The sequence below is a fragment of the Stutzerimonas balearica DSM 6083 genome (genome assembly GCF_000818015.1).
Taxonomy (GTDB): domain Bacteria; phylum Pseudomonadota; class Gammaproteobacteria; order Pseudomonadales; family Pseudomonadaceae; genus Stutzerimonas; species Stutzerimonas balearica.
The window spans coordinates 3,876,592-3,889,006 of the sequence record NZ_CP007511.1; the positions used below are offsets into that span (position 1 = coordinate 3,876,592).

The window sequence follows — 12,415 nt, forward strand, 5'->3', positions numbered from 1 at the left end:
AGCAGCGCCGGCACCTGGGGCGAATGAGAAGCTCCGCTGCCATGCTAGCGCGACAGCGGCAACGGCGCAGCCTCGGGCCGACCAGGCGGTCGCCCGATGGCCGCATGACGCCTGACGAACTTCACCCGCCGACGACACTCGAAACGGCACTCGTATCGATAGGCAATCCGATGAAGCGTTCCCTGACTCTCGCCTCCCTGCTGCTGGTACCCCTGCTGCTTACCGGCTGCCAGCATGGCCTGCTGGCTCCAGCGATCGAACCGACCCGCAAGGTCACCGAGGTCAAGCCCACCGGCTGCAACAATGAAGACTGCCCACTGGTGAACATCGACCTGCAGCGTTTCGATCTGCCCGAGCTGGACCGTCTGGTCGACCAGCGCCTGCGGCAGATGACCCTCAACGCGCCGGACGACCGGCTGCCGGCCACGCTCGAAGCCTACCAGGCGGACTTCCTGGCCCGCGCCGAACCCGGCTGGGCAAGCTACCTGCAGGCCAAGCTGCGCGAGCAGCACGATGGGTTGCTGGTGGTCGAGCTGTCCAGCTATCTCTACACCGGCGGCGCCCACGGCATGCCGGGGCGGGGCTTCATCAATTTCGACCGCGAGACGAATCGCGCCGTCGGCCTGCAGGACATGCTCGTACCGGGCACGGAAGGGGCCTTCTGGCGGCTCGCCGAGCAGGCCCATCAGCGCTGGCTGGCGGAAAACGACCTGGCCGGCGACACGCAGTTCCAGCAGAACTGGCCGTTCCGCGAAACAAGCCACATCGCGCTGCTGAAAGACGGCGTGCTGCTCAAGTACGACGTCTACAGCCTTGCGCCCTACTCCTTCGGACATCCCGAGCTGCTGATCGACTACGACCAGCTCAAGGGCATCCTGCGCGAGCGGTTTCTGCCCTGACCCCCACTGCGCATGGCGGTGGCGGAGCCGCCATGCGCAGCAAGGCGCCCGGCGCGCCGGCGGCCGCAACCGCCCGCCACCTCCAGGCGATCACACCTGCTTGTAGATCACCGAGCCTTCCTCGCGGAAGCGCTCGGCCTGCTCCTTGAAGCCCGCCTCGATGGCCTTCTGCTCCTCGGTCAGCCCGTTCTCGGCGGCGTAGTCGCGCACTTCCTGGGTGATCTTCATCGAGCAGAACTTCGGCCCGCACATGGAGCAGAAGTGTGCGACCTTCGCCGACTCCTTGGGCAGGGTCTCGTCGTGGAAGGCCCGCGCGGTGTCCGGGTCAAGGCCCAGGTTGAACTGGTCTTCCCAGCGGAACTCGAAGCGCGCCTTGGACAGGGCGTTGTCGCGGATCTGCGCGCCCGGATGGCCCTTGGCCAGATCAGCAGCGTGCGCGGCGATCTTGTAGGTGATGATGCCGGTCTTGACGTCATCCTTGTTCGGCAGACCGAGGTGCTCCTTCGGCGTGACGTAGCAGAGCATGGCGCAGCCGAACCAGCCGATCATGGCGGCGCCGATGCCACTGGTGATGTGGTCGTAACCGGGCGCGATATCGGTGGTCAGCGGGCCGAGGGTGTAGAACGGTGCCTCGTCGCAGCATTCCAGCTGCTTGTCCATGTTCTCCTTGATCATCTGCATCGGGACGTGGCCGGGGCCCTCGATCATGCACTGGACGTCGTGCTTCCAGGCGATCTTGGTCAGCTCGCCCAGGGTTTCCAATTCGCCGAACTGCGCGGCGTCGTTGGCGTCGGCGATCGATCCCGGACGCAGGCCATCACCCAGCGAGAAGCTGACGTCGTAGGCCTTCATGATTTCGCAGATTTCCTCGAAGTGGGTGTAGAGGAAATTCTCCTGGTGGTGCGCCAGGCACCATTTGGCCATGATCGAGCCGCCGCGCGAGACGATCCCGGTGACGCGCTTGGCGGTCAGCGGCACATAGCGCAGCAAGACGCCGGCATGGATGGTGAAGTAGTCCACGCCCTGTTCGGCCTGCTCGATCAGGGTGTCGCGGAACAGCTCCCAGGTCAGGTCCTCGGCGATGCCGCCGACCTTTTCCAGTGCCTGGTAGATCGGCACGGTGCCGATCGGTACCGGCGAGTTGCGGATGATCCACTCGCGGGTTTCGTGGATGTGTTTGCCGGTGGACAGGTCCATCACGGTGTCCGAACCCCAGCGGATGCCCCAGGTCAGCTTGGCCACTTCTTCCTCGATGGAGGAGCCCAGCGCCGAGTTGCCGATGTTGCCGTTGATCTTCACCAGGAAGTTGCGGCCGATGATCATCGGCTCCAGCTCCACGTGGTTGATGTTGGCCGGGATGATGGCGCGGCCGCGGGCGACTTCGCTGCGGACGAACTCCGGGGTGATTTCCTTGGGAATCGACGCACCAAAGCTTTGGCCCTGATGCTGGACACTCAGCAGGCCGGCCTCGCGGGCTTCGGCGAGCTTCATGTTCTCGCGGATGGCGACGTACTCCATCTCCGGCGTGATGATGCCCTTCTTCGCGTAGTGCATCTGGCTGACGTTGTGCCCGGCCTTGGCGCGGCGCGGATTGCGGACGTGGGCGAAGCGCATGGCGGCCAGTTCGGCGTCGTTCAGCCGGCGGTTGCCGAATTCGGAGGACAGGCCCGGCAGCTTCTCGGTGTCGCCGCGCTCTTCGATCCAGGCGCTGCGCACGTCGGCCAGGCCCTTGCGCACATCGATCGTGACGTTCGGGTCGGTGTAGGGGCCGGAGGTGTCGTAGACAGTGACCGGCGCGTTGATCTCGCCACCAAAGGCGGTGGGGGTCACGTCCAGGCTGATCTCGCGCATCGGCACGCGGATATCGGGCCGCGAACCCTGCACGTAGACCTTCTGCGAACGCGGGAAGGGTTGAATGGATTGCTGGTCGACCTGGGCGCTTTCGCTCAGATTCTTGTTGCTTTGCACGCTCATCGGCTTCTCCTGGGAAATGTCGGAGCGAACCTGAGCAACACGGCGGATCAAGGGCACAGGGGGCCGCAGTGGCGGCGAGAGGCTCGCCGGTACCGCGGGCGAGGACATCTTGTTCCCTACGCAGGCCTTAACCTGATCAGGTTCAACGGGATCCGGAACTGTCCGATCTCAGCCCATGGCTCTAGGCACCCCGACAAGAACGAACCCGAGTCTAGAGGAGAGCGTTGGCGAATGCCATCGGCAACCGGCCAGGCGTCCGACCAGCGGGTCACAATCAGTCCGACGAACCTCCGCGATGACCGCTTGCCAGCCCCGCAACGACGCCTGTTGCACGCGCCTTGACCCTCCAACACCTGCCGCTTAGCCTTCAGCGCTACGCCCACCCGAGGATGGACCCATGTTCCGCAAACTTCCCCTGGCCCTCGCCCTGGCCGCATTGACCAGCGGAGCGGCTCTGGCCGCGCCCGAGGCGCCCCTGGCCAGCCGGACGGACCTGATCAGCGTCTACCAGCAGGCGGTCAACAACAATGCCGATCTCGCCGCGGCCCGCGCGCAGTTCCGCGCCACTCAGGAAGTCGTTCCGCAGGCGCGCGCCGGCCTCCTGCCGAACCTGAGCGCCGGCGCCGAGCTGAGCGATACCGAAACGGACGTGGACACCAGCCTGGGCAACCGCAACCTCTCGCGCAGTGGCACGACCTACCAGGCTGTGCTCAGCCAGCCGCTGTTCCGCGCCGACCGCTGGTTCCAGCTGCAAGCGGCGCAGGCGCTGAGCGAGCAGGCCGCCCTGCAGTACTCGGTGGCCGAGCAGGATTTGGTGCTGCAGAGCGCCCAGGCCTATTTTTCGGTGCTGCGCGCGCAGGACAACCTGGCGGCGATCAAGGCCGAGGAGGCCGCCTTCAAGCGCCAGCTGGACCAGGCCAATGAGCGTTTCGACGTCGGCCTGTCGGACCGCACGGATGTCCTCGAAGCCCAGGCCGGCTACGACACCGCGCGCGCCAACCGGATGATCGCCCAGCGCCAGGTCGACGATGCCTTCCAGGCGCTGTTCACCCTGACCAACCGCGAATACCTGGCACTCGAAGGCATCGAGCATGGCCTGCCCGTGCTGCCGCCGGTGCCGAACGACGCCCGCGCCTGGGTCGATACCGCCACCCGGCAGAACCTCAACCTGCTGGCCGCCAACCATGCCGTCGACGCCTCCGAGCAGACGCTCCGCCAGCGTCGCGCCGGTCATGCGCCCACGCTGGATGCCGTGGCCTCCTATCGCAAGGGTGACAACGACGCCCTCGGGTTCGCCAACAGCGGGATGGCCGACGCACTGCCCGATTTCCCCCGCTACAACGGCGACGTCGAACAGCGCAGCATCGGCCTGCAGCTGAACATACCGCTCTATACTGGCGGCCTGACCAGCTCCCAGACCCGCGAGGCCTACTACCGGCTCGACCAGACCGAACAACAGCGCGAAAGCCTGCGCCGCCAGGTGGTCGAGGCCACGCGCAACCTGCACCGGGCGGTGAACACCGATATCGAGCAGGTCCAGGCACGGCGGCAGTCGATCATCTCCAACCAGAGCGCGCTGGAGGCAACGGAGATCGGCTACCAGGTCGGCACCCGTAACATCGTCGATGTGCTCGACACCCAGCGCCGCCTGTATGCGGCGGTACGCAACTACAACGACGCGCGTTACGACTACATTCTCGATACGCTTCGCCTGAAGCAGGCCGCCGGCACCCTCAGCCCGGACGACCTCGCCGAGCTGTCGGGCTACCTCAAGGCGGACTACGACCCGGATCAGGACTTCCTGCCCCCGGATCTGTCGCAGAGCGTCGGCCAGCCGGTGCGGGTCGATTATTGAGACAGGGTCTGCGAAGGCTCGCTTGAGCCATGATCGGGTGGGCTTCAGCTCACCCGACCTCTCCGAGCACCCCGCCGCTCACAGGCGCGTTCACCCGCCAGGCCGCTACCGGCCAAGCAAGCGCTCGAGTCCCGCCAACAGCCGTTGCAGCGCGCCCTGGTTGGCCTTGAGCACGCGCAACCCGGCGTCACGCATGCCTTGCGCGACGGCCGTATCGCACCAGAGCTCGCCAACCGCCCTCGCCAGCTGCTCGGCATCCGCCACTTCGCGCAGCGCACCGGCCTCGCGCAGTTGCGCTGCGATCTCGAGGAAGTTGAACAGGTGCGGCCCGCTGAGCACTGGCTTGCCCAGCGCCGCCGGTTCCAGCAGGTTGTGCCCCCCGTTGGGCACCAGGCTGCCACCGACGAACGCCACGTCGGCAAGCGCAAACAGAAACAGCAGCTCGCCCATGGTGTCACCGACCAGTACCTGCGTTTCGCTCTGAACCGCTTCGCCGGTCGAGCGCCGAACCGCGCTCAGGCCTTCGCGGCGGCAGAGTTCGAACACCGAGGCGAAGCGCTCCGGATGCCGCGGCACCAGGATCAGCAAGGCGTCAGGGTGCGCAGCGAGCAGGGTGCGATGCGCGGCGAGCACGATTTCGTCCTCGCCCTGGTGAGTGCTCGCCGCTATCCAGACCGGGCGATGCTGCGCCTGCCATTGCCCACGCAGTTGCTCGGCCCGCTGCGGCAGCGCCGGGTCGATGCTCAGGTCGAATTTGATCGAGCCGGTGACCTGCACACATGCGCTGCGGGCGCCAAGCCGGCGAAAGCGCTCGGCCTCGGCTTCGGTCTGCACCGCGATCAGCGCCAGTTCACCGAGCATTGGCGCGGTCAGCCCGGAAAAGCGTGCATAACCGCGCGCAGAACGTTCGGACAAGCGGGCGTTGGCCAGCGCCACTGGAATACCGCGCTGCGCACACTGATGAATGTGGTTCGGCCAAAGTTCGGTTTCCATCACCACCGCGAGCCGCGGACGGGCCCGCTCGATGAACCGCGCCGCGGCCCAGGGCAAGTCGTAGGGCAGATAGCAATGCTGCACGCTGTCGCCAAACAGCGCACGGATGCGCTCGGAACCGGTCGGCGTCATGCAGGTGACGGTGATCGGCAGTTGCGGATGGCGCGCCATCAGCTGGCGAATCATCGGTGCCGCGGCAATGCTCTCGCCCACCGACACGGCATGCACCCAGATGCCGCCGGGACGCAACGCCGGCAGCCCGAGCGCAAAGCGTTCACCGATGCGCTGCCGATAGGCCGGCGCACGGCGTCCGCGCCAGAACAGACGCAGCAGGATCAGGGGCAAGCCGAGGTGGAACAACAGCGTATAGAGGGTGCGATTCATGGGCGCGGAGCTTAACAAGCTGCCTGGCCGCGAGCCACAGCCGCTGCCGGGCGAACTTGTCAGCGGGAGCACGACCGAACGATATGCCCTCGTCACCAACAGGATTGCGTCATGTCCGGCTACCTCTACCTGGCTATCGCCATCTGCGCCGAAGTTGTCGCCACCACCTCGATGAAAGCTCTGGCTGGCTTCAGCCGCCCTCTGCCCTTGCTGCTGGTGGTCACCGGCTACGGCCTGTCGTTCTGGATGCTTGCCCTGGTGGTTCGCACCATCCCGGTGGGCATCGCCTATGCCATCTGGGCCGGGCTCGGCATCGTACTGGTCAGCATCGCGGCGGCGATCCTCTATCGCCAGCACCTGGACCTGCCGGCCGTGCTGGGCATGGCGCTGATCATCGCCGGCGTGGTGGTCATCCAGTTGTTCTCCGGCAGCACCGGCCACTAAGCTGCTGGCGGACTGCAGTTATACTGCGCGACCGTTTCCTCCAGATGAGGTCTGCACATGCCCGAATCCCTCAGCACCGACGTCCTGATCGTTGGCGGCGGCGTCGCCGGCCTCTGGCTCAACGCACGCCTGCGCCGGCAGGGCTTCGCGACGCTGCTGGTCGACAAGGGAACGCTGGGCGGCGGGCAGAGCGTGAAATCCCAGGGCATCATTCACGGCGGCACCAAATACGCACTGCACGGAGCGCTGACCGGCGCCTCGGAAGCCATTGCCGATATGCCGCGGCGCTGGCGCGAAGCGCTCGACGGCACCGGCGAGCTGGACCTCTCCGGCGTGCGCCTGCTGTCCGACGCGCATTACCTGTGGTCGCCAGGCACCCTGGCCGGCAACCTCACCAGCTTCTTCGCCAGCAAGGCCGTGCGCTCGCGGGTCGGCCAGGTCAAGGGGGACGAGCTGCCGCCTGCGCTGCAGCATCCGCGCTTCAAGGGCAAGGTCTACCGCCTTGCCGAGCTGGTTCTCGACGTTCCCAGCCTGATCGCCCGCCTGGCCGAACTCGCCGGGCCCAGCCTGCTGGCTGCCGAGCGGATCGAACCGCTGCGCGAGGGCGACGAACTGGTCGGTCTGCGAGTCGATGGCCGTGACATCCGCGCGCAGCGCATCGTCTTCAGCGCCGGCGGCGGCACGGCCGAGCTGCTCGGTGCGCTCGGCCTGCAGCAACCGGCGATGCAGCGCCGGCCGCTGCACATGGTGCTGGTCAAGGCGCCGACCCTCAAGCCGCTCTATGCCCACTGCCTGGGCGGTGGGCCGAAGCCGCGCATTACCGTCACCAGCCATCCCACCGAGGACGGTCAGTGGCTGTGGTACCTGGGCGGCGAACTTGCCGAAGCGGCGGGCGTTGCACGCGACGAGGCGAGCCAGATCGCCGTGGCGAAGAAGGAACTCGCCGAGCTGGTGCCCTGGCTCGACCTCTCCGAGGCGCAGTGGGCGACCCTGCGCATCGACCGCGCGGAACCGGCACAATCCAGCCAGGCGCGACCGGACAACGCCTTTCTCGCCGAACAGGGTCGCCTGCTGGTGGGCTGGCCGACCAAGCTCGCCCTCTCGCCGGACTTCGCCGATCGCGTCGAGGCGGCGCTGGCCCGTGACGGCATCCGCCCCACCGCGCATGCCGCACTGCCGGCCCTGCCCCGTCCGCCGATCACCGGGCCGTTCTGGGAGGGTTTGCTGTGACGATGCCAAGCCTGCATGGGCTGCTCCGGCCGCTGGGCAGCACCGGCCTGCTGGTATCGCCACTCGGCCTCGGCACCGTCAAGCTCGGCCGCGATCAGGGCGTGAAGTACCCCAGCGGCTTCCGCATTCCGGACGATACCGAGGCGGCCGCGCTGCTCGACCAGGCCCGGGCGCTCGGCATCAACCTGATCGACACCGCACCGGCCTACGGTCGCAGCGAGGAGCGTCTCGGCCCGCTGCTCGCCGGGCAGCGTGACGCCTGGGTCATCGTCAGCAAGGTCGGTGAAGAATTCGAGGATGGTCAGTCCCGCTTCGATTTTTCCCCCGCCCATACGCGACGCTCGGTAGAGCGCAGCCTGCAACGCCTGCAGACCGATCGCCTGGAACTGGTACTGGTGCATTCCGATGGCCACGACGTCGAGGTCCTGCGCGACAGCGGCGTCTACGAGACCCTTGCCGAACTCAAGCGCGAGGGCAAGATTCTCGCCTTCGGCCTGTCCGGCAAAACGGTCGAGGGTGGCCTGCTCGCCTTGGCCGCCGGCGACTGCGCCATGGTCACCTACAACCTCAACGAGCAAAGCGAGCGTCCGGTACTGGACTATGCTGCGGCGCACGGCAAGGGCATTCTGATCAAGAAGGCGCTGGCCAGCGGGCATGCCTGCCTGGCACCGGGCGAAGACCCGGTGCGCAAGAGTTTCGAGCTGATTTTCGGCCACCCTGGCACGACCAGCGCCATCATCGGCACGATCAATCCCGTGCACCTGGCACATAACGTCCGCACCGCCGCCGCGGTGCTGGCTCAAAGCAAGAACTGACGCCGCCTTGCGGCCGCCCGCGACGAGGTAATCGCCGATGCCGCAGACCCTGGTCCGCAAGAACCCCACCACCTTCAAGACGCTGCCACTGTTCGTCGAAGCCGGCCCCGAAGGGCTGAGCTACCAGAGCATCGGCCGGGCGCTCAATTTCAGCGAAGTGCTGCAGCGCAGGCGCCCGATCGAAATTGCCGATCCGCTGCATTTTGCCGGCGAACTGGCCAACCTCGGCGTGTCGGTGCGCCTGACGCTGCGCTGGCAGGGCCAGGCGTTCTGGGTGCTGGTGCGGCAACGGCGCGAGGACCGCGGCGACGTGGTCCTCAAGCTGATTTCCGGCTACGTACCGGCACACGAGGTGAATCTGCCGCTGCTGACCGCCGTGCAGGAGATCGCCGAGGAATGCCTGCTGGAGACGCCGTCCGGCTGGCTCGCCGGGCGCTTCGCCGATACCTGGCTGCCGACCCCCTACGATACGGCGCTGGACTACCTCGACAGCGAGCACTTTCGGCTCGCCCCGCTTACGGGCGCCGCGCGCCCGGTGCGCTGCGGCAACCAGCCGCTGGTGGAGAGGCCGCGCGCCTATGTGCACCTGCCGACCGCTTCGCTGCAGCTGGTCTACGACATGTGCCTGGACATCCCCGACAGTGCCGCGCAGCTGAGTCTCTACCACGTCGACGAACGCCTCGAGGAGGGACAGCTGGTCGCCCGCCTGGATCGCCAGCAACCGGACCTCTATCTGCTGCCGCTGCAGCAGGGGCAGCCGCAGCGGCGCTTGCTGCAGCTGCAAGGCGGCCAGCTGCTGCCGGTCGACACGCGCGAACTCTGGCTTTCGGAAAGTTTCGCCAGGCCGGATGGCTGGCTGGTGCGCGAAGAGCGGATTCGCTGGGAAGACTGGTGGGCCGCCAAGCCCGTCGACGCGACGGCCTGACGACCCGGTGCGGCCTCAAGCCTTGCGGATCTTGTCGACGATGGCGGTGGTCGAGCTGTTCTCGACCAGGCCGAGCACGCGCACTTCGCCGCCATAGGCCTTGACGAGCTCGGCACCGACTACCTGGTCGACGCCATAGTCACCACCTTTGACCAGCACATCGGGGCGGACCTGGCCGAGCAGCCGCTCCGGGGTGTCTTCGGCGAAACAGACCACCCAGTCCACCGCGCCGAGACCGGCCAGCACCGCCATGCGCCGATCCACCGAGTTGATCGGCCGACCGGGGCCCTTGAGCCGGCTCACCGAGGCGTCGTCGTTGACCGCCACGACCAGCCGGTCGCCCTGCGCGCGCGCCTGCTCGAGGTAGGTCACATGGCCGGCATGCAGAATGTCGAAGCAACCGTTGGTGAACACGATCTTCTCGCCTTGCGCGCGCGCGTCCTCGACCGCCGTCAGCAGCTGTTCGACGCTCATCACGCCGCGCTCGGAGCCTTCCTCGCGCTGCACGGCGCGGCGCAGCTCCGGCGCGCTGATGCAGGCGGTCCCCAGCTTGCCGACGACGATGCCTGCGGCCAGGTTCGACAGCGCGACGGCGCGCGGCAACGCCTCACCGGCGGCCAGCGCGGCCGCCAGGGTGGAGATGACGGTGTCGCCGGCGCCGGTGACATCGAATACCTCGCGGGCACGCGCCGGCAGGTGCAGCGGCGAATGCTCGGGGCGCAGCAGGGTCATGCCATGTTCGCCACGGGTCACCAGCAGCGCGCCGAGGTCGAGTTCGCGCATCAGCGCGCCACCCCTGGCCACCAACTCGGCCTCGTCGGCACAGGGGCCGACGATCGCCTCGAACTCGCCAAGGTTGGGGGTGATCAGCGAGGCCCCCCGATAGATCTCGAAGTCCTTGCCTTTGGGGTCGGCCAGCACCGGGATGTTGCGCTTGCGCGCGGCCTGGATCAGCGCCTGGTGATTCTTCAGCGCACCCTTGCCGTAGTCGGAGAGCACCAGCACCTTCACGCCGTCGAGCAGTGTCTCGACTTCAGCCAGGATCGCCGCCGCGTCGGTCTCGAAGGGCTCCTCGAAGTCCATGCGCAGCAGTTGCTGGTGACGGCTCATGACCCGGAGCTTGACGATGGTCGGCTGATGTTCGATGCGCTGGAAATGCGCCTGCACGCCGGCCGCCGCCAGGCTGTCGGCCAGGCTCTGCCGCGCCTCGTCCTCGCCCGTCACGCCGACCAGCGCCACCGGGGCACCGAGGGCCGCGATGTTCAACGCCACGTTGGCCGCGCCGCCTGGGCGATCCTCGATCTGCTCGACCTTGACCACCGGCACCGGTGCCTCCGGTGAAATCCGCGAGGTCGCGCCATGCCAGTAACGATCGAGCATGACGTCCCCCACCACCAGAACGGGGGCTTGGTCGAAACGGGGCATGGACAACTTCATGAAGGGCTCCGGCGGGCAGGAAAAAACGGCGGGATCATAGCACGCGACCGAGCGGCGACCCGGCTACAGGTCGCGCACCCAGAACAGCTCATGCCGGCGCACGCCCTTGCGGAAGAATTCGTCATCGCCGGTCGCGGGCCAGCGACGGCCAGCCAGCACATGCTGGATCAGGCGACGCAGCCGCTTCTTGAAGGGTAGCGGCCCCTGCAGATCATGCTGCATCGCCAGGGCCATGGCCTTGTCCAGCCGCGCCGCGGAGTCCAGCGTCGGGCTCCACAGGCGGTCGGCCGGCAGCGCCTCGATGGCCGGAGGCAGGGCGACCCCGCCTTCGGCCGGCCCCATCGGCCAGCGGTCGTTGTCATGCAGATGATTGGCGTAGAGCAGCAAGGTCTCGGGCATCCACTCGCCCTCCTCGATCGCCTGGCAGACGGCCTGGGTTGCCGCGACATGATCGGCGTGCGGGTCGAGTTCGGGGTGCGGTGTGATGACCACTTCCGGGCGGAAGTGGGCCAGCAGCGTTCGCAGGTCAGCCTGCAGGTTCCGCCAGGTCGGCTGGCCGTCCTCGTCGCCGGGCAGGCGCAACGGATTGGCTTGGCGCACGCTGCGGATGTCGGTCTCGCCCGATTCTCGCGAACCGATGGCGCGCTCCGGCTCGGCCGCCATGGCCGGCAACTGCAGGCAGTAGTAGCCAAGCTGCACGCAGCGCTGCTGCGCCACGCCGCCCCAAAGCGGTACGGCCAGGCTGTCCCAGCTGCGCAGGCGGCCCTTGAGGCGTGCCGCAGCCGCCGCATCGAGCCCGAGACGACGGTACCGACCGGCCTCGATCTCCCCTTGGGTCAGGGTAACGATCGCCACCTCGCTGGCCCTGCTGTAGAGCCCGAACGCCGCCAGTTCGGCATCATCGGCGTGCGGCGCGACGATCAGCAGCCGACGTGCGGCATAGTCCGGGTTGGTCATCGCATGCAGGATCACCTCGGGCTCGATGCGGCAATGACGAGTGCCGATGGGCAGGCTGCCGTCGCGCAGGGCCTGCTGCTGGCCGGACAGGTTCAGGTAACGCCGGCCGCGCACGCCGCGCTCGAAGTCCTGGCGATCGTCGCCGACCAGCACGTAAGGGTCGCGCAGACGCCCAAGCCAGCTCGAGCGCAACCGCACCTCCAGCACCAGGGTATCGGCCTCGGGCAGCGCCTCGCCCAGCCGCAGGCGGCCCTGCTCGATCCGGCCGGAGAGCTGCGGGGTGCCCGCGGGAAACGCATAGCGATAATCATCGCAGGGCCGATAGAACAGGTGGTCGGCAAACCAGGCTTCGTGCGCGACCCAGAGCAGCACCAGCAGCACGGGCACCAACCAGACGCTGACCGCCACCCCGACCATCAGCAGCCCCGCGAGTGCGGCCAGCAAGGTGATGCGCTTGTTGCGCCGATGCTGCCTGAGCAGTTGCTGTTTGCGTGACACCATG

Annotated in this window: 10 protein-coding genes and 1 riboswitch; of the genes, 6 read left to right on the forward strand and 4 right to left on the reverse strand. The window is 67.5% G+C overall.

Annotation, left to right across the window (positions count from 1 at the left end):
* The first annotated feature begins 170 nt into the window (after positions 1–170).
* Complete coding sequence (locus CL52_RS18070) at positions 171–899, forward strand: RsiV family protein (protein WP_043222214.1); 729 nt, start codon at positions 171–173, stop codon at positions 897–899.
* A gap of 90 nt (positions 900–989) precedes the next feature.
* Here CL52_RS18070 and thiC read toward each other — a convergent pair whose 3' ends face one another.
* Entirely contained in the window at positions 990–2,873 is a 1,884-nt protein-coding gene (gene thiC / locus CL52_RS18075) for a phosphomethylpyrimidine synthase ThiC (protein ID WP_043222216.1), read from the reverse strand.
* A gap of 96 nt (positions 2,874–2,969) precedes the next feature.
* Positions 2,970–3,076, reverse strand: a riboswitch (TPP riboswitch).
* A gap of 194 nt (positions 3,077–3,270) precedes the next feature.
* On the opposite strand from thiC, the gene CL52_RS18080 reads away from it, so the two are divergent.
* The gene (locus CL52_RS18080; RefSeq protein WP_043222217.1) at positions 3,271–4,728 is read left to right on the forward strand and encodes a TolC family outer membrane protein; all 1,458 of its coding nucleotides are present in this window, start codon (positions 3,271–3,273) and stop codon (positions 4,726–4,728) included.
* 105 nt (positions 4,729–4,833) lie between these two features.
* Here the strand turns inward: CL52_RS18080 and waaA are convergent, their stop codons facing one another.
* Complete coding sequence (gene waaA / locus CL52_RS18085) at positions 4,834–6,105, reverse strand: lipid IV(A) 3-deoxy-D-manno-octulosonic acid transferase (RefSeq protein WP_043222219.1); 1,272 nt, start codon at positions 6,103–6,105, stop codon at positions 4,834–4,836.
* Between the two features lie 111 nt (positions 6,106–6,216).
* Between waaA and CL52_RS18090 the strand changes: the two genes are divergently transcribed.
* From CL52_RS18090 to CL52_RS18105, 4 genes are read left to right on the forward strand one after another with little or no spacing between them, the layout of a single operon-like run.
* Positions 6,217–6,549, forward strand: a complete 333-nt coding sequence (locus CL52_RS18090; protein WP_041108185.1) for a DMT family transporter — start codon at positions 6,217–6,219, stop codon at positions 6,547–6,549.
* A gap of 57 nt (positions 6,550–6,606) precedes the next feature.
* Positions 6,607–7,779, forward strand: coding sequence for an NAD(P)/FAD-dependent oxidoreductase (locus CL52_RS18095; protein WP_043222221.1), 1,173 nt, complete (start codon positions 6,607–6,609; stop codon positions 7,777–7,779).
* 2 nt (positions 7,780–7,781) lie between these two features.
* Positions 7,782–8,594, forward strand: coding sequence for an aldo/keto reductase (locus CL52_RS18100; RefSeq protein WP_041108189.1), 813 nt, complete (start codon positions 7,782–7,784; stop codon positions 8,592–8,594).
* A gap of 37 nt (positions 8,595–8,631) precedes the next feature.
* Positions 8,632–9,519, forward strand: a complete 888-nt coding sequence (locus CL52_RS18105) for a hypothetical protein (protein ID WP_041108191.1) — start codon at positions 8,632–8,634, stop codon at positions 9,517–9,519.
* Between the two features lie 15 nt (positions 9,520–9,534).
* Here the strand turns inward: CL52_RS18105 and hldE are convergent, their stop codons facing one another.
* Both hldE and CL52_RS18115 read right to left on the reverse strand, forming a co-directional pair.
* A complete protein-coding gene (hldE, locus tag CL52_RS18110) occupies positions 9,535–10,956 on the reverse strand; it encodes a bifunctional D-glycero-beta-D-manno-heptose-7-phosphate kinase/D-glycero-beta-D-manno-heptose 1-phosphate adenylyltransferase HldE (RefSeq protein ID WP_041108193.1) in 1,422 nt (473 codons plus the stop codon).
* Between the two features lie 63 nt (positions 10,957–11,019).
* A complete protein-coding gene (locus CL52_RS18115) occupies positions 11,020–12,414 on the reverse strand; it encodes a PIG-L deacetylase family protein (protein ID WP_043222223.1) in 1,395 nt (464 codons plus the stop codon).
* Position 12,415 lies beyond the last annotated feature (1 nt).

Excerpts from the sequence above, each read along its gene's own strand:
- CL52_RS18100 (WP_041108189.1), top strand. The coding sequence starts at position 7,782 with ATGCCAAGCCTGCATGGGCTGCTCCGGCCGCTGGGCAGCACCGGCCTG.
- CL52_RS18090 (WP_041108185.1), top strand. The coding sequence starts at position 6,217 with ATGTCCGGCTACCTCTACCTGGCTATCGCCATCTGCGCCGAAGTTGTC.
- CL52_RS18115 (WP_043222223.1), bottom strand. The coding sequence starts at position 12,414 with ATGGTGTCACGCAAACAGCAACTGCTCAGGCAGCATCGGCGCAACAAG.
- hldE (WP_041108193.1), bottom strand. The coding sequence starts at position 10,956 with ATGAAGTTGTCCATGCCCCGTTTCGACCAAGCCCCCGTTCTGGTGGTG.
- waaA (WP_043222219.1), bottom strand. The coding sequence starts at position 6,105 with ATGAATCGCACCCTCTATACGCTGTTGTTCCACCTCGGCTTGCCCCTG.
- CL52_RS18095 (WP_043222221.1), top strand. The coding sequence starts at position 6,607 with ATGCCCGAATCCCTCAGCACCGACGTCCTGATCGTTGGCGGCGGCGTC.
- CL52_RS18105 (WP_041108191.1), top strand. The coding sequence starts at position 8,632 with ATGCCGCAGACCCTGGTCCGCAAGAACCCCACCACCTTCAAGACGCTG.
- CL52_RS18080 (WP_043222217.1), top strand. The coding sequence starts at position 3,271 with ATGTTCCGCAAACTTCCCCTGGCCCTCGCCCTGGCCGCATTGACCAGC.
- thiC (WP_043222216.1), bottom strand. The coding sequence starts at position 2,873 with ATGAGCGTGCAAAGCAACAAGAATCTGAGCGAAAGCGCCCAGGTCGAC.
- CL52_RS18070 (WP_043222214.1), top strand. The coding sequence starts at position 171 with ATGAAGCGTTCCCTGACTCTCGCCTCCCTGCTGCTGGTACCCCTGCTG.